This window comes from Frondihabitans sp. VKM Ac-2883 (genome assembly GCF_015350875.1).
Classification (GTDB): Bacteria; Actinomycetota; Actinomycetes; order Actinomycetales; family Microbacteriaceae; genus Frondihabitans.
In genome coordinates, this window is sequence record NZ_JADKSF010000003.1 from 257,614 (window position 1) to 273,753 (window position 16,140).

14 protein-coding genes are annotated in these 16,140 nt (G+C 66.7%); 3 read left to right on the forward strand and 11 right to left on the reverse strand.

What is annotated here, in order from left to right:
• Positions 1 to 164: 164 nt before the first annotated feature.
• Positions 165 to 557 (forward strand): RNA-binding S4 domain-containing protein, encoded by a 393-nt coding sequence (locus tag ITJ49_RS07365; protein ID WP_194603421.1) that lies wholly within the window; start codon positions 165 to 167, stop codon positions 555 to 557.
• Between the two features lie 97 nt (positions 558 to 654).
• On the opposite strand, the gene ITJ49_RS07370 is transcribed toward ITJ49_RS07365, so the two are convergent.
• From ITJ49_RS07370 to ITJ49_RS07380, 3 genes are all read right to left on the reverse strand, one after another.
• On the reverse strand, positions 655 to 1,365 hold the full coding sequence (locus ITJ49_RS07370) for a hypothetical protein (RefSeq protein ID WP_194603424.1): 711 nt from the start codon (positions 1,363 to 1,365) through the stop codon (positions 655 to 657).
• Between the two features lie 195 nt (positions 1,366 to 1,560).
• Positions 1,561 to 2,271, reverse strand: coding sequence for a phosphatase PAP2 family protein (locus tag ITJ49_RS07375; protein ID WP_194603426.1), 711 nt, complete (start codon positions 2,269 to 2,271; stop codon positions 1,561 to 1,563).
• Positions 2,272 to 2,315: 44 nt separating this feature from the next.
• Entirely contained in the window at positions 2,316 to 3,545 is a 1,230-nt protein-coding gene (locus ITJ49_RS07380; RefSeq protein ID WP_194603429.1) for a multidrug effflux MFS transporter, read from the reverse strand.
• Positions 3,546 to 3,793: 248 nt separating this feature from the next.
• On the opposite strand from ITJ49_RS07380, the gene ITJ49_RS07385 reads away from it, so the two are divergent.
• Positions 3,794 to 4,360: a TetR/AcrR family transcriptional regulator gene (locus tag ITJ49_RS07385; protein ID WP_194603432.1), complete on the forward strand. Its 567-nt coding sequence runs from the start codon at positions 3,794 to 3,796 to the stop codon at positions 4,358 to 4,360.
• Positions 4,361 to 4,525: 165 nt separating this feature from the next.
• Here ITJ49_RS07385 and ITJ49_RS07390 read toward each other — a convergent pair whose 3' ends face one another.
• The 4 genes from ITJ49_RS07390 to ITJ49_RS07405 form a co-directional block, all read right to left on the reverse strand.
• Positions 4,526 to 5,551: an LCP family protein gene (locus ITJ49_RS07390; RefSeq protein WP_194603436.1), complete on the reverse strand. Its 1,026-nt coding sequence runs from the start codon at positions 5,549 to 5,551 to the stop codon at positions 4,526 to 4,528.
• 279 nt (positions 5,552 to 5,830) lie between these two features.
• Positions 5,831 to 6,994 carry a cystathionine gamma-synthase gene (locus ITJ49_RS07395; protein WP_194603439.1) on the reverse strand — a complete coding sequence of 388 codons (1,164 nt, stop codon included), beginning with the start codon at positions 6,992 to 6,994 and terminating at the stop codon, positions 5,831 to 5,833.
• A 14-nt stretch (positions 6,995 to 7,008) separates the two neighbouring features.
• A complete protein-coding gene (locus tag ITJ49_RS07400; protein WP_194603442.1) occupies positions 7,009 to 8,373 on the reverse strand; it encodes a cystathionine beta-synthase in 1,365 nt (454 codons plus the stop codon).
• An 85-nt stretch (positions 8,374 to 8,458) separates the two neighbouring features.
• Entirely contained in the window at positions 8,459 to 10,351 is a 1,893-nt protein-coding gene (locus ITJ49_RS07405; RefSeq protein ID WP_194604003.1) for an ABC transporter ATP-binding protein, read from the reverse strand.
• A 352-nt stretch (positions 10,352 to 10,703) separates the two neighbouring features.
• Here ITJ49_RS07405 and ITJ49_RS07410 point away from each other — a divergent pair, with 352 nt between their 5' ends.
• Positions 10,704 to 12,227, forward strand: coding sequence for a LuxR C-terminal-related transcriptional regulator (locus tag ITJ49_RS07410; RefSeq protein ID WP_228514189.1), 1,524 nt, complete (start codon positions 10,704 to 10,706; stop codon positions 12,225 to 12,227).
• An 81-nt stretch (positions 12,228 to 12,308) separates the two neighbouring features.
• On the opposite strand, the gene rplL is transcribed toward ITJ49_RS07410, so the two are convergent.
• From rplL to ITJ49_RS07430, 4 genes are all read right to left on the reverse strand, one after another.
• Positions 12,309 to 12,692: a 50S ribosomal protein L7/L12 gene (rplL, locus tag ITJ49_RS07415; protein ID WP_055959601.1), complete on the reverse strand. Its 384-nt coding sequence runs from the start codon at positions 12,690 to 12,692 to the stop codon at positions 12,309 to 12,311.
• Positions 12,693 to 12,756: 64 nt separating this feature from the next.
• A complete protein-coding gene (rplJ, locus tag ITJ49_RS07420; protein WP_055959603.1) occupies positions 12,757 to 13,272 on the reverse strand; it encodes a 50S ribosomal protein L10 in 516 nt (171 codons plus the stop codon).
• Positions 13,273 to 13,763: 491 nt separating this feature from the next.
• Complete coding sequence (locus ITJ49_RS07425) at positions 13,764 to 15,332, reverse strand: HAMP domain-containing sensor histidine kinase (RefSeq protein ID WP_194603449.1); 1,569 nt, start codon at positions 15,330 to 15,332, stop codon at positions 13,764 to 13,766.
• Entirely contained in the window at positions 15,329 to 16,090 is a 762-nt protein-coding gene (locus tag ITJ49_RS07430; protein WP_055962145.1) for a response regulator transcription factor, read from the reverse strand. The genes ITJ49_RS07425 and ITJ49_RS07430 overlap by 4 nt, the downstream gene beginning before the upstream one ends.
• Positions 16,091 to 16,140 lie beyond the last annotated feature (50 nt).

Below are 16,140 nucleotides of genomic sequence, written 5' to 3' on the forward strand. Positions count from 1 at the left end.
GGCGAAATCGGCCGGGGGTCTCGCTAGTTTCTCTGAGTCGCTCCCGCTCCCGGCGGATCGCTTCGCTCCCGCGGGTCGCTGCAGGGGTGAGACCTCGGAAATGACGGGTCTGTAAAGGCGGGGAGTGTCGAAATTGAGGTTTCGGCGGGACGTAGGGTGGGAGCATGGCCGAGATCAGCAGCGCACGAGTCGACGTGTGGCTGTGGGCCGTGCGCGTATTCAAGACGCGATCGGCCGCCACCGCCGCCTGCCGTGCCGGGCACGTGCGAGTCAACGGCGAGCGCGTGAAAGCCGCTCAGGCCATACGCCCCGGCGACGAGATCCGCACGCGCATCGAGGGTTTCGACCGAATCGTCGTGGTCCGCACGCTCCTCCTTAAGCGCGTCGGCGCCCCCGTCGCGGCCACCGCACTGACCGACCTCACTCCCCCGCCACCTCCGCGCGAAGAGCGCGCGTTCGTTCCCATCCGCGACCCCGGAGCCGGCCGCCCCACGAAGCGCGACCGCCGCGACATCGACCGCCTCCGCGAGCAGGCGCTGTCCCACCCCGACGACTGACTAGGTCGACCGTGGCGGGCCCGCGAGTGCCGCCAAATGTCGGCCGCGGCCCCCGGAAACCAGCAGACGGCGGCACTCGGCGGCCCGGCAACACCCGTCAGGCGGGGTGCACCCACCCGTTGACCACCACAGCGCCGACCGCCACAAGCGCCGTCGCCGCAAGCACCATCACGGCCCGTGCCGGACGCCGCGCGTACCATCCCCGGGCCATTGGGAAAGCGGCGTAGTACTCGGTACGCGACAGCGGCGCGTTGTCGACCGTCGTGGGAATGCCGAGGTGATCGGCCACTCGTCGGATGTCGTCGTCCGACCAGAAGAGCGCGCTCAGGCCGAACAGGCGGTGCCCACGATTGTCGATGGCGAGCAGTTGCAGGAGCGCTTCCGTCGACGACGTCCGGTACACGCGGTTGATCAGCACTCGGTCGACTCGGTCGAGATCGACCGACACGGGCGAGAGGAGCATGCGCCGTTTCAAGAAGTGATCGGGGGTGATCGCCGAGTGGACGAGCCGAAATCGGATGTACACCGCGAAGAAGAGGCAGGCCACGATGATCTCGCCGAGCACGATGACAGGCCAGAACGACGATGTCAGCGTCAGCAGCAGCACCGCGGCGAAGACGGGCGCCAGGCTGAAAGCTCCTGACAGGAGTGCCGTTCGGCCGAGAGACTCGTGAGGCTGAGCGAACACTTCGACGACGTGAGCGCCGAGGCGGGCACTTCGCGGAATCGGGTTGCCGTCCAGGTCGGCACGCGCCCGGTCTCGACCACCGCGCGGTGGACGGCCGCTTGTGGGCGTGGTTGTACTCAAATCGTTCCCCCTAGAACGTCGGTTTCGCTGTGCTCTTCACCCCTGAGGAGGAACTGCGTCGTCATGCCACTTTAGGGGAGACCAGGATCCTACGAACAGCCCAGTTCGGGTGGTATCCGACCACCGGGTATGTTTCACCCGGAGGTGGTCAGCCGGTGGCTGCCGCCACGAAACTGTGCAGAATCACCGAACCGTTCAGGCGCGTGATTCGGCCAAAACCGCAGTGTCGGACGACTGCTCCCGGCGGCGCTGTCGCTCGCGGAGCAGCCTGTGAGCGAAGGGCGCCCAGAGGATCACCGCGACGCCCGCTCCGACCAAAAACCCGCCCAGGGTGTCGGTCAGCCAGTGCGCACCGAGATAGGTGCGGCTGAGCAGCATGGCGACGACGTACATGGCACCGGCGATCCACACGCCTCGCAGGCGGATGATGACGCCGAGCGTCACGGCCATCGTCGCAGCGTTCGCGACATGGCCCGATGGAAAGGATCCGAAGTCACTCTGCACGAGGATCTCGAGCGGCCGGGCACGACCGAACGTGTGCTTCAGCACCTGCACGAGACCGGCACTGAGCAGTGTCGCGGCGAGGAAGTACACCGCCCCCCAGCGTCGGCGAGCGATCAGGAGCACCGCAAGGACCGCAAGAGGCACGACGAACGTGCCGAACCATCCGCCGCCGAGGAAGTCCATCACGAGGGCCGGCACCTCCCAGAGCGGCGAGCGATGCTCGACGAGTTCTTCCATCCACTCGGCGTCGAGGGAGGTCGCGCCACCCCGCGTCATGATCAGCCAGCCCAGGAGGAGCGCGAGGCCGACGCCTCCAAGGGCACTCGCCAGGGGCCAGCGACGTTGAACGCGGAGGGCGAGTCGCTGCTCGCCCTGCCCGGGTGGGTTGGGATCCGGTGTCATGCGCCTACGGTACCGATCCGTCGGATCCTAAACTCTCAGGCGATTCAGTGCCCAAGCGCCGGCACGGTGCGGGGCCTGACCAAGAACCAGAGACTGAGGATCGCGACCGACGTCGTGCACACCATCACGGCTCCCATCGGGGCCGCGGTCGTGATGCCGATGAGCCCGACGATCGGCGAGATGAGACCGGCGAGGCCGAAGTTGAGTGCGCCGAGGAGCGACGCAGCCGTGCCCGCCTCTTTGCCGTGGTTCGCCAGGGCGAGCACCTGCACCTGCGGGAACGAGAATCCGCACGAGCAGATGAACAGCCACAGCGGCACCAGCAGGCCGACGATGCCGAGGTCGAGCTGGTCGAGCGACACGATCGCGACGGCGCACAGGAACATCACGCTGGTCGACCCGGCAAGGATCCACTGAGGCCCGATCCGCTGAGCCAGACGGGCGCTGATCTGTACGCCCAACACGACGCCGAGCGAGTTCACCGCGAAGAGGAGCCCGTACTGCTGGGCGTTCATGCCGTAGAGATCTTGGAACAGGAACGACGACGACGAGAGGTACGAGAAAAGGCCCGAAAAGACCATCGCTCCGATCAGTGCCACTCCCACGAAGATGCGGTCGTGGAACAACACGCGGTATCGCTGGCGGAGGGTCGTGTGGCCGGCCTCGTGACGACGCTCCTTGGGCAGCGTCTCGACGATGAAGAAGATCGCGCTGAGCACGACGAAGACGCCGTAGGCAGCGAGGACGACGAAGATGCCCCGCCAGCTCGTCGCACGGAGAAGCTGCGATCCGATGACGGGAGCGAGGATCGGAGCGAGCCCGTTCACGAGAGCGAGACGCGACAGCATCTTGACCAGAGGGCGACCGCCGAAGAGATCGCGCACGAGTGCCATCGCGACGACACCCCCGGCGGCGGCGCCCATACCCTGGAGCACGCGGAAGAGCCCGAGCACCTCGACGTTGACCGCCGTGGCGGCGCCGACGCTCGCCAGCACGTGGACGAAACTCGCCACGATGAGCGGCACACGGCGACCGACCTTGTCGCTCCACGGACCGACGAGGAGCTGCCCCAGACCGAAGCCGATGGTCGTCGCGGTCAAGGTCAATTGGACGACCGCCTTGCTGACTCCGAAGTCGGCCTGCAGTTCGGGGAACGCCGGAAGATACAGGTCGATGGTGGCAGGGCCGAGCGCCGTGAGGGCGCCGAGGACGACGATGTAGACGAGACGCTGTCGCCGGGTGAGCAAGTCGCCCGGGTGCACGACGATGGTCACGGAGCTCCTTTGACGGAATTGAGTGTGGTGACGCGGAAGAGGGCAGTGCCGGGCAGAACGGAAGACCGGGCCCGGGGCCGAGGCCGCGCAGAGACAAGGGGTGATCGGTGTCGACTCGTCGGCCGACACCGTTTCACCCTAGCCCTGATCGGCAGGTGTCGCCTAGCCGAAGTCGCGGTCGGAGACGTGCGACGGAAGGGGTCCCGCGACGTCTAGGCTCGGGGCACACCACCGGATGGGGAGGAACCATGGTCGACGCCCGAATTGTGCAGACGACGAAGTCATTGCACGCCGCGATCATCGAGTTGGCGTCAGCGGCACCGGTCTCGACTATCACCGTTGCCGACGTGACTCGTGCGGCCGGCATCAACCGTGCCACTTTCTATAGCCACGCGACCTCACCCGGGGCACTGCTGACCGACGTCTTGACGCCCGAACTCGATGCCATCCGCGAAGCCGACCTCGCTTTGCGGACCGCGGGCACGCACCAGCCCCCCGAGATCACGCGAAGGGGCATGGATCGCGTCATCGACCATGTGGTCCGCTACCGCGACATCTACCGCTTGGCCCTGCCTGATCCCCTTGATGCGTCGACGCACCGCGTGCTGGCTCGCCACTTCGAGACGTCGTCGATGTTGCATTTCGAGCAACGCATCTCGGGAAGGATTCCCGAGGGGCTGTCGCCCTCACTCGCGGCGGGCTTCATCGCACACGGCCTTGTCGGTCTGATCGAGAACTGGTTGACGGGCAAGCGCACCAGCCGCAAGGTGCTGCTCGACAACATCATGCTGGTGATCCCTGCCTGGTGGGATTAGCGCCACCGGAGCGCATTGCTCGCACTGCCCGCACTGCCCATGCTGCTCGCCACTAGCACTACTGCGCCCCTGTCGAACTCCCCCGCAACAGTGACCAATAGCTCTTTGCGGCGGGCAGACACTCGAGGCCGCAGTGTGAGCACTTTCGCGCGGCGTGCACCCGACCTAGCCCTTCTTCTTGGCCAGCGCGGCCGCAAACTTGGCCGTGGTGTCGTCGGCCAGAGCCTTTCTGAGCGCCGCCGTCTGCCCCTCGTCGACCTTCACAACCGACTCCGTACCGATCATGCCTGTGCCCGCCGTCGGCATGGTGAAGAAGTCGATGGCGCCGAGGTCGATATCTCGAAGGCTGTAGGCGAGCGCCGCCATCTCACGCATCGTGAACCGGGCGTCGACGCTGAGATTCTTCGAAGTCTCGCTTGCGAAGTCGATGAATCCGGCCGGATCGCCGAGCACGTCGCGACTGAGAATTCGGCTGAGCATCCCCTTGAGCAGCAGTTGCTGGTTGGCGACCCGCTGGAAGTCTCCGGTGGTGAAGGCATAGCGCTCGCGAGCGAAGGTCAGAGCCTGCTCGCCCTGCAGCTTGATCGGCCCGGCCGCGAAGAACGTGTCGGCACCGTGTTTCGCGTTGAATTGTTGCGGGTTGTCGACCCAGACGCCCCCGAGCGCGGTCGTCATGGCCGCGAGGCCATCGAAGTCGATGATCGCCACGTGGTCGATACGGGCGCCGAGTAGCCCCTCGATGGTCTGCACGGCGAGCGGGGTTCCGCCCCAGGCGAGCGCCGCGTTGATCTTCGCCTCGCCGTGCCCGGGCACGGGCACGTAGAGGTCGCGCATGATCGACATCACCGTGACGGCCTTCCGGTCGGCCGCCACGTGCACCAGCATCATCGTGTCGGCGCGCTGAGAGCCGGGTTTTTCGAGGTCGTGCTCGGTGCCCTTCTGGCGCGAGTCGGAGCCCAGGAGGAGGATGTTGCGCTCGCCCGTCGAGGAGGCGGGCGGCCTGCCGGCTTCGTCGGGGAAGACCTTTTCGTCGGCCAGGGCGGTGATGTTGCCTCCGACCACCTGATGAAACAGGAGTACCCCACCCCCGACCGAACCGCCGATGAGAGCCACCGCGATGATGATTGCGATGAAGACGCGCTGGCGCACCTTTTGACGGCGACGCTTGGCGCGGCTGCGTGCGCGGCGCAAACTCTGTGCGTCGCCGGAGTGCATTTTTTCGGGGAGGAGATTGTCGAGTGGGGAGGTTTCGGATTCCATAGTGTGCTTTCGGGCGAGGCGTAAAGGCGCGTTTGATGGAAGAGAACGTCATCTCTCACCAATAGCTAATATTTCTATTCTAACACGTCAGGTTCCGAATTACTATGTCAAATACCCCTTGGCATTCGGGGACGACGAAGGCCCCGGGATCCTTCCGCTTCGCTCTGTGCGAAGGGAAAGAACCGGGGCCTCGGGCCGAACGGCGGTGGGTCAGATACGGTCGAGCGCCTGCAGCACGTCGGCCAGGAGGTCGTTGCCCGACTCGATGCCGACCGAGAGCCGGATCACGTTCTCCGGAACCTCGAGCTCGGTGCCCTTGACCGACGCGTGCGTCATCTCGGAGGGGTAGCCGATGAGCGACTCCACGCCTCCGAGAGATTCGGCGAGCTGGAAGAGCTCCGTCGACTCGGCGAACGTCTTGGCCGCGGCAGGCCCTCCTGCGAGCCCGACCGACAGCATGCCGCCGAACCGCTTCATCTGGCGCGCTGCCAGAGCGTGCCCGGGGTGCGACTCGAGACCCGGGTAGTAGACGGTCTCGACGGCCGGGTGCGAGACCAGAGCGTCGGCGATGAGTTGTGCGTTGTCGGAGTGGCGGTCGACGCGGACGCCAAGGGTCTTGATGCCTCGAACAGTGAGCCACGCCTCCATGGGCGCCGAGATGGCTCCCGCGCCGAACTGCATGAACCCGACCTTCGAGGCGAGCTCGTCATCGTTCACGACCACGGCGCCGCCGAGGGTGTCGGAATGGCCGCCGAGGTACTTCGTCGTGGAATGCACCACCGCGTCGGCGCCGAGCGTGATCGGCTGCTGGACGTACGGAGACGCGAACGTGTTGTCGACGACGACAAGCGCGCCAGCTGCCCGGCCGATCTCGGAGAGGCCGGCGATATCGGTGATCTTCATCAGCGGGTTCGACGGGGTCTCGACCCAGAGCACTGTTGTCTCGCCCGGTCGGGCGGCGGCGCGCACCGCGTCGAGGTCGCTCATGTCGACCGTCTCGAGGGTGACGCCCCAGGGGGCCCAGACTCGATTGACGAGACGGTGGGTACCGCCATAGACATCGTTGCCCATCAGCACGCGCGACCCCGGCGTGAGCACCGACCTCAGCAGGGCGTCTTCGGCCGCGAGACCGGAAGCGAAGCTGAAAGCCGAGGATCCCTGTTCCAGACTCGCGAGGAGCGTCTGAAGCGAGTCGCGGGTCGGGTTCGCCGACCTCCCGTACTCGTAGCCTCCTCGAAAGCCACCGATGCCGTCTTGGACGAACGTCGAGGTCTGGTAGATCGGCGGGATGATCGCGCCGGTGGTCGGATCGAACTCCTGCCCGGCGTGGATCGCACGGGTCTCGAAGGCGTGGGCTGAGGCGTCGTGGGTCATGGGATCTTTCTCGGTCATTCCGACAGGTAGGCGAGCAGGTCGTGGCGGGTCACGACGGCGGCGGGCTTGCCGTCGGAGGTGACCAGGAGGGCGTCGTTCTTTTCCAGGGCGCGGCGCGCCGTGGTCACAGGCTCGTTGAGTCCGACGAGGGCGAGGGGCGCGCCGATGAACTTCGCCACGGGATCCGTCATCTGCGCGGCGCCGGAGAACACCTGCTCGAGGAGCGCCCGCTCGTCGACGGCTCCGACGACCTCGCCGATGACGACAGGGGGCTCGGCTGAGAGGACAGGCATCTGCGAGACGCCGTACTTCGCCATGATCTGCACGACGTCGCGCACGGTGTCGGAGGGGTGGGCGTGCACCAGGTCGGGCAGGGCGCCGCTCTTCGACGCGATCAGGTCGCCGACGGTCGTCTCGGCTCCTTCGTCGCTGAAGCCGTACGAGCGCATCCAGCGGTCGTTGAAGATCTTGCCCAGGTAGCCGCGCCCGCTGTCGGGCAGCAGCACCACCACGGTGTCGTCCGGGCCGAGGTCGCGGGCGGCCTCCAGCGCAGCGACGACCGCCATGCCGCTCGATCCGCCGACGAGCAGCCCCTCCTCGCGGGCGAGGCGGCGAGTCATGTCGAACGACTGGGCGTCGGAGACGGCGATGATCCGGTCGACGACCGACCCGTCGTAGGCACCCGGCCAGAAGTCTTCGCCGACGCCCTCGACGAGATAGGGGCGGCCGGTGCCGCCTGAGTAGACGCTGCCCTCCGGGTCGGCGCCGACGATCGTGACGCGACCCTCCGACACCTCCTTGAGGAATCGGCCGGTGCCGCTGATGGTGCCTCCGGTGCCGACACCGGCGACGAAGTGGGTGAGGGCTCCGTCGGTGTCGCGCCAGATCTCGGGGCCGGTGGTCTCGTAGTGGCTGAGAGGGCCGTTTTGGTTCTCGTACTGGTTCGGCTTGAACGCACCGGGCGTCTCGCGCACGAGACGGTCGGAGACGCTGTAGTACGACTCGGGGCTGTCGGGGGCGACCGCCGTCGGAGTCACGACGATCTCGGCGCCGTAGGCCGTCAGCACGTTGCGCTTGTCTTCGCCGACCTTGTCGGGCAGCACGAAGATGCAGCGATAGCCGCGTTGCTGGGCGACGAGAGCGAGCCCGACACCGGTGTTGCCGCTCGTCGGCTCGACGATCGTGCCACCGGGTTTGAGGTGCCCGTCGCGCTCGGCGGCATCCAGGATGCGGGTCGCGATGCGATCCTTCGACGAGCCGCCCGGGTTGAGGTATTCCACCTTGACGAGAACGGTCGCAGCGATCCCCTCCGTGACCCGGTTCAACTTGACGAGAGGCGTGTTGCCGATGAGGTCGATGACGGTTTCCGCGTACTTCACTCATCGAGTCTATAGATCGCACCTCCGCGTCGCCGGAGCATGACGCCGGTCGGGCGGGCACGCTCCGAGTGGCACAAGTGACCGATCAGGCGATGGCGCTGCTCTGCTGCTCGTACAGTTCGGAGTAGAGGCCGCCGACTGCGACGAGCTCGTCGTGGGTTCCCTGCTCGACGATCCGACCAGCCCGCACGACGAAGATCACGTCGGCGCTGCGCACGGTAGAGAGGCGGTGGGCGATCGCGATCGTCGTCCGCCCCCGAGTCGCCGTGTCGAGCGCGGTCTGGACGATGCGCTCCGAGACGGAGTCGAGCGCCGACGTGGCCTCGTCGAGCACGAGGACCGCTGGATCCTTGAGGAGGACCCGGGCGATGGCGATTCGCTGTTTCTCGCCACCGGAGAGCCGATACCCCCGCTCCCCCACCACAGTGTCGTACCCGTCAGGGAACGAAGCGATCGTCTCGTGGATGTTGGCCTGGCGCGCCGCCTCGATCAGCTGCTCGTCGGAGGCCTCGGGCCGCGCGTACCGCAGGTTCTCGGCGATCGTGGCATGGAACAGGTAGGTCTCCTGGCTCACGATGCCGATGTTGCCGACGAGTGACTCCTGGTCGAGGTCGCGGACGTCTAACCCGGCGAAACGGACCGTCCCGCCCGAGGCCTCGTAGAACCGCGGGATCAGATACGAGATCGTGGTCTTGCCCGCCCCGGACGGCCCGACGAAGGCCGCGAACTGCCCCGGCTCGATGTCGAAGGTGAGACCGTCGAGGGTCTCCTGCCCCGGCTCGGCGTCGGGGTACGAGAACGAGACGTCGTCGAACACCACTCGCCCGAGGCCCGCCTCGTCGACTCGCTTCGCGTCGGCCGGCTCGCGAATGGCGGGGGTCAGGTCGAGGTACTCGAAGATGCGCGCGAACAGCGCCCCCGAGGTCTGGATGTCGAGGGCGACGCGGAGCAGGGCCATGAGCGGGAACGTCAGCCGCGACTGAACGGTCGTGAACGCCACGATCGTGCCCGCCGTCACGTCGACGCCGCCCTGGATCAGATACGCGGCGACCACGTAGATGACTGCCGGGATGATCGTGAGGAAGATGCTCACCACGGCGAAGAAGCCCTGCCCGCTCATCGTCTGCCGGACCTGCAGACCGATCTGGGTGCGGTTCTCGGCCGAGTACCGTTCCACCTCGGTGCGCTGCTGGTTGAAGCTCTTCGCGAGAAGGATCCCCGAGACGCTGAGGGTCTCCTGCGTGATGGCGGTCATATCCGACAGCGACTCCTGCGTCTGCGTCGCGATTCGCGCGCGCACCTGACCGACCCGGCGCTGGGCGATGACGAGAAGCGGAAGCAGGATGACCGCGACCACGGTCATCTGCCACGAGAGCAGCAGCATGGCAACGAACGCCGCGATGACGGTGACGGTGTTGCCGAGCACGCTCGAGATCGTGTTGCTCAGCACATTGGCGACACCGCCTACGTCGTTCTGCAGCCTCGACTGGATCACGCCGGTCTTCGTCCGGGTGAAGAACGCGAGCTCCATCCGCTGCAGGTGCCCGAAGAGGCGGATGCGGAGGGCTCCCATGACCTTGTTTCCGACGGTCGCCGTCAGATAGGTCTGCCACACGCCGATACCGGCGGACAGCACCCACAGCCCCACCATCGCGCCGACGAGCCTGGTCAGCACGGGGATGTCGGGCCCGCCCGAGGGGAAGAGCCCGCGGTCGAACGCCTGTTGGGTCAGCAGGGGCGGAATCACGCTGATGCCCGCTGAGATCAACACGAGAACGACGGTGACGACGATCGCGCGACGGTACGGCGAGAACAAACTCCGGATTCGCCCGAAGAGATCGGGGATTCGAGGGGCCTCGGCATTCGCGGCCCGCTGCGCCTTGGCGTCGGCTCCGGATACCCTTCCGGGCCCGCCCGGCCGACCGCCGCCGCCGCCACGAGCGCCCCGCATGCCTCCGCCCGAAGCGACTGAATCCATCTTGCTCACGGCGTGCCCTTGCTCATTCCGTCACTGTAGGCCTGTCGAACGAGGCGAGGCGGCGACAGAGGCCTGACCCCAGTTGGGGTCGACTTGCGAATTCCCCGGTCGAAAAAGAAATCTCAGTTTATGATGTTGATCGGGTAGGGGCACGGAAGCCAGGGGGGACTCACGGAAGACCTCCCGACACCCGGTCCGCCCGACGATCGACCTTCCGCTCTCCTCCCGACCGCCGCATTCCCCGTCCCGAGCGGGAACTACCCGATGTGGCAGAGGTAATCCCGTGAATTCCCGAAACGACACGACCGTCGAACCCGAAACCTCGACGGCTCTCCAGCTCGACAATCGCACCATGCTCGACACCGTTGAGAGGATGTGGCCGCAGATCGCGCCGATCCAGGGGGCGAGGCTTCGCGAGGCCGTGCGCAGCGTGCCCGAATCCGAATGGCGCGGTCGCGCCCGGATCCTGCTCGCGCTCGCGGTCAGCCACCGGTCGATCGGGTCGACGAGCCGAAGCGCCGCGCTCCCCTGGTTCCGCGCCGTCGACAAGAACATCAAGGCCGACCCGGAGAGTCCCATCGACGTGCGGGCGGGCTACCTCGTCCACTTCGCAGCGACGCTCCGCACCCTCGGCGACGTGAATGCCGCCCGCACGCATCTCGAGACCGCGCGGGCGATGATCGAGCAGGACACCTCGCTCGAGATCAGCCGACGGATCGACCTGAGCGCCTCGTTCTCGTTGCAACTCGGTCTCGTGCGCGTGCACCTCGGCGCCTACGACGAAGCCCTTTTCGCCCTGTCTCTCGCCGAGGGGCTGGCGAGCGAGCACCTCCCGACCGCCGAACGCGTCGAATGCCACTCGGCACTCGCCTACGTCGCCTTCCAGTTCGGCGACTTCGCCCGCGCCGAGAGGCAGATCGAACTCGCCGCGCAGCAGGCCGACGGCACCGAGCTGCTGCGCAGCGGCTTCGGCGCGCTCGCCCAAATCACGCGGTTCCATCTGCTGATCGAGCGCGACGCTGTTCCCCACGACCTCGAGACGCAGCTCCGTGATGTGCGCGTCGCCAGTCGCGGGACCGAGTGGGAAGCCCACGCGGCGTTCGCCGAGGCGCTCGCGCGGCACGCGGCCGGCAGCGAGATCGAGGCGCTCGATCTGCTCGGCCGGGTGACGCGGCTTCTCGCCTCCTTCACGGGTGATCAGGTGCTCGACTCGGCGTCTCGGATCCTTCGCTCCGAAGTGCTCCGCACGCTCGGCGAAGTCGTCGAAGCACGGCGGGCGATGGTAGATCTCGAGCCGGGGCAGCACCACGTGACATGCCCGGCCCGGGTGGGGGCGCTCGCCTCGTTCCTGCTGGGCGATCCGCAGGCGGCCCTCGACACCCTCGCCGACTGCATCGCCCTCGGCGACCTCCACTCCGACCGCGTACGAGCGCAGATCTTCGCCATCGTCGCCGCCGCACAGGACGACCTCGGCAATCGCGTCGCCTCGAACATCGCCTTCGACCGCTCGCTGCTGATGTCAGCGACGAACGGAACGACCTGGGCGTATCGCCCGCTTCCCCACGAGGTGCTCGACAGCCTGCTTACGCGCGCCGCAGACCGTGAACAACCCGCTCGCGTGGCAGCCCTGCTCGAACGCCTGCAGGGCACGACCCCCGCCGAGACCGTAGTGCTGGCCGACCCCCTCAGCGAGCGCGAACTCGTGATTGTGCGCCACCTGGCAACCGGAGCGACCCTGAACCAGATCGGCAACGAGCTGTTCATCTCGGTCAACACCGTCAAGAGCCACGTGCGCAGCATCTACCGAAAGCTCGGGGCGACGAACCGTCGCGAGGCGATCGCCCTCGCGGTGCAGCTGGGGCTGGCCGACGGCTGAAGCCCGCGGTCGACAGCAGGACGCGAGAAAGCCCCGGACCTCTCGGCCCGGGGCTTTCCCGATGGTGCTGGTGAAGCTGAGTTACTTGAGGGTGATCGTGGCGCCGGCGGCCTCGAGAGCAGCCTTGGCCTTCTCGGCGGTCTCCTTGTTGGCACCCTCGAGGACGGTGCTGGGGGCACCGTCGACGACAGCCTTGGCCTCGCCGAGTCCGAGGCTCGTGAGCGCGCGGACCTCCTTGATGACCTGGATCTTCTTGTCGCCAGCAGCCTCGAGGACGACGTCGAAGGAGTCCTTCTCCTCGACCTCTTCAGCGGGGGCGGCGGGGCCAGCGGCACCGGCAGCGGCGACGGGGGCAGCAGCGGTGACCTCGAAGACCTCTTCGAACTTCTTGACGAAGTCGCTGAGCTCGATGAGCGTGAGCTCCTTGAAAGCCTCGATCAGTTCGTCCTGGCTGAGCTTTGCCATTGTTTTCTCCTTATTGCGTTTCTAAAAAGTGGGGTGGTAGTGCTTGTAACGAGTACCGAGCTGCTTACGCAGCGGTGTCCTGCTTGGCACGCAGCGCCTCGACCGTGCGAACGGTCTTGGAGAGCGGGGCCTGGAACAGGTACGCCGCGCCGAACAGCGAAGCCTTGAAGGCGCCAGCCAGTTTGCCCAGCAGCACCTCCCGCGACTCGAGGTCGGCGAGCTGGTTGACCTCGGCTGCGGTCAGAGCGTTACCGTCGAAGTAACCACCCTTCACGATCAGCTCGGGGTTCGCCTTCGCGAATTCACGCATGCTCTTGGCCACGGCGACAGGGTCTCCGTGAACGAAAGCGATAGCCGACGGGCCGGCGAGTTCGTCGTCGAACGACGAGATCCCCGCAGCGTTCGCCGCAATCTTGGTAAGCGTGTTCTTCACGACGGCGTAGGTGGCGTCCTCACGGATACCGGTGCGCAGCGTTTTGAGCTGAGCAACGGAGAGGCCGCGGTACTCGGTGAGCAGGACGGCGGTCGAGCTACGGAAGAGTTCCGTAAGCTCGGCGACCGAAGCTTCCTTGTTCGCCATGTCGCTCCTAACGTGTGAATGCTGGCAGCCCCTGTGGACTCTTACGAATCCCGGTTATCGCACAAAAAAAGCTCCGCGCAGACGCGCGGAGCTTGGAAGCACTCTTCAGTGTCGTTCAAGAACTCTGCACCTGCGCGGGACGTCTCTTGTAAGAGAACCTTCGGCCGACGCCTGCTTTGCAGCGGGCACCGACAACCAGCGGTCTTGGGCTTCGACAAGCATAGGTGCCCGTTCAGGATCCTGCAACTCGTGCTCACGCCGCCCTCTCTCCTGCACCCCGGCGCCCGCCCGGGCCGCCGAGACTCCAGTAGTTGTGGGTGCAGGCCCACCACACCCGCACCTACTGGAGTCTCGCGCTCGACGCACCCCGCAGGATCCTGCGCCCCGCCGGGGTGGGGCGGCGAGACTCCACAAATGGCCCGTCACCGTGAGCGGGATGGGCCATTTGCGGAGTCTCGCCCCGCGCTAGGAGACCGAGCAGCTTGGAGCAGCTACGAGACAGCGGGAGCGGAGGTCGGCGCGGGAAGCGGGGCCGGAGCGCCCTGAGGGGCGCGCTCCAGGGGCAGACGCACGGTGAAGACGGCTCCGGGGTCGGCGTTGGACGCCGTGACCGTGCCGCCGTGCGACTGGACGACGGCCTGCACGATCGCGAGCCCGAGCCCGGTCGAGCCGGCCTTGCGCGAACGCGAGCTGTCGGCCCTCGCGAACCGCTCGAACAGCACCGGCATGACGGCGGGGTCGATGCCCGGTCCGTTGTCGGTCACCGTGATGACCGCCTCGTGCGACTCGTCGTCGCGCTCCAGGTTCACCCAGATCTCGGTTCCCTCGGGTGTGTGAGTTCGGGCGTTGGTCAGGAGGTTGGCGACCACCTGATGGAGGCGCATCGGGTCGCCGAGGAGGGTGATCGGCTTCTCGTCGACCGAGACGTCGAAGGTGTGGCCGGTCGACGAGACGTGCGTGTCGTGCACGGCGTCGAGGACGATCCGCGTGAGATCGGCCTCCTTCTTTACCAGGTCGGTTCCCTCGTCGAGTCGGGCCAGCAGCAACAGCTCTTCGACCAGCGACGTCATCCGGACCGACTCCGATTCGATACGACTCATCGCGTAGACGACGTCTTCGGGCAGGTCTTTGCCCATGCGACGGGTCAGCTCGGCATACCCGCGGACCGAGGCCAACGGAGTGCGGAGCTCATGCGAGGCGTCGGCGACGAACTGCCGCACCTTGTTCTCGGACTCCTGCCGGGCCGTGAGCGCATGCGAGACGTGACCGAGCATGCGGTTCATGGCGGCGCCGACACGGCCGACCTCGGTGCGGGTATCGGTGTCTTCGTCGGGGACGCGGTCGTCGAGGGCGACCTCGCCTCGGTCGAGCGGCATCTCAGAGACGCGCGACGCCGTGTTGGCGATGCGCTCGAGGGGTGCAAGGGCGTAGCGGACGGTGACGAGCGCGAAGAACACGGCGACGGCGATACCGACGGCGGCGATGATGGCGATGCCGGCGATCAGTTTGGAGACGGGGCCGGTGACGCTATCCATGGGCAGCGCAACAGCAACATGCACGACCACCGTCTCGTTGGTCGTCCTGTTCGTGAGCGGCACGTTCGTAGCCTCAACGCGGTAGCGCCCGTACGAGCCGCCCAGATCCATTGTCCGAGGCGTTTCACTCACGGCCAAGTTGGTCAGCGCGGTTGTAGCCGACCCCCCTACGGAACCCGGCGTCCCATCTTCAGTAACTTGCTGCGAGTCCAGCAGTTGCCCCTTGAGCGAGACGATCGCGATGGTCCCGACGATCTGGCCGCGGCCCGCCTCCGAGCCAAAGCCTTCGCTGGGCTGTGTTGGAGCGGACTGCACAAGCGCCCGCGAAAGGCTCGACTTCACATTCGCGTCGAGCTGCGACTCCAGAACCTTCTGCAACACGAGCACGGACAGCACGCCGATCAGAATCGCCAGCAACGCCGAGATCGCGACAATGCTCAGCACCAGCCGACGCCGCAGCGTCAGCGGTCCGCGCCACGAGCGAGCCCACCCGCGGACGGCACTGGCGGGGTGGAACGAGCTCACGAGAGGGGCTTGATCACGTAACCCACGCCGCGGACGGTGTGGATCATGGCTTCTTCGCCGGCATCGATCTTTTTACGCAGGTACGAGATGTAGATCTCGACGACGCTGGATTTGCCGCCGAAGTCGTAGCTCCAGACACGGTCGAGGATCTGAGCCTTCGAGAGCACGCGGCGGGGGTTGCGCATGAGAAAGCGGAGCAGCTCGAACTCGGTGGCGGTGAGCTCGATCTCGCGACCGGCGCGCGACACCTCATAGCTCTCTTCGTCGAGCACGAGGTCGCCAACGACGATGCGCGAGTCGCCACCCTCCGACACCATGGCTGCGGAGCGGCGGATCAGGCCCCGGAGGCGGGCGACGACCTCTTCGAGGCTGAACGGCTTCGTGACGTAGTCGTCGCCCCCGGCGGTCAGGCCCGTGACGCGATCCTCGACGGCGTCTTTCGCGGTGAGGAACAGGATCGGCGTGTCGTCTCCGCCGTTGCGGAGGCGGCCCAGCACCTGGAGGCCGTCGATGTCGGGGAGCATGACGTCGAGCACGATCGCATCGGGCTTGAACTCGCGAGCAAGATTTAGGGCGGTCTGCCCGTCGGGTGCGGCCTTGACCTCCCAGCCCTCGTAGCGGAGGGCCATGGAGAGCAGGTCGGTGAGGCTGTTCTCGTCGTCGACGACGAGCACGCGGAGGGGCGAGCCGTCGGCGCGAGTCAGGCGCGGAGCGGCGGGTGCGGTGATGGGGGCTGAAGTGGTCACGTTTTCAAGTATCTGGGGTTTTCTATGAGCCGTCTGTGACGACCTGATGAGCCAGCCCTGGA

Bases quoted from the DNA above. Each gene is read 5' to 3' on its own strand.
- ITJ49_RS07365 (WP_194603421.1), top strand. From the start codon at position 165: ATGGCCGAGATCAGCAGCGCACGAGTCGACGTGTGGCTGTGGGCCGTG.
- ITJ49_RS07375 (WP_194603426.1), bottom strand. From the start codon at position 2,271: ATGACACCGGATCCCAACCCACCCGGGCAGGGCGAGCAGCGACTCGCC.
- ITJ49_RS07385 (WP_194603432.1), top strand. From the start codon at position 3,794: ATGGTCGACGCCCGAATTGTGCAGACGACGAAGTCATTGCACGCCGCG.
- ITJ49_RS07395 (WP_194603439.1), bottom strand. From the start codon at position 6,994: ATGACCCACGACGCCTCAGCCCACGCCTTCGAGACCCGTGCGATCCAC.
- ITJ49_RS07405 (WP_194604003.1), bottom strand. From the start codon at position 10,351: ATGGATTCAGTCGCTTCGGGCGGAGGCATGCGGGGCGCTCGTGGCGGC.
- ITJ49_RS07410 (WP_228514189.1), top strand. From the start codon at position 10,704: ATGCTCGACACCGTTGAGAGGATGTGGCCGCAGATCGCGCCGATCCAG.
- rplL (WP_055959601.1), bottom strand. From the start codon at position 12,692: ATGGCAAAGCTCAGCCAGGACGAACTGATCGAGGCTTTCAAGGAGCTC.
- rplJ (WP_055959603.1), bottom strand. From the start codon at position 13,272: ATGGCGAACAAGGAAGCTTCGGTCGCCGAGCTTACGGAACTCTTCCGT.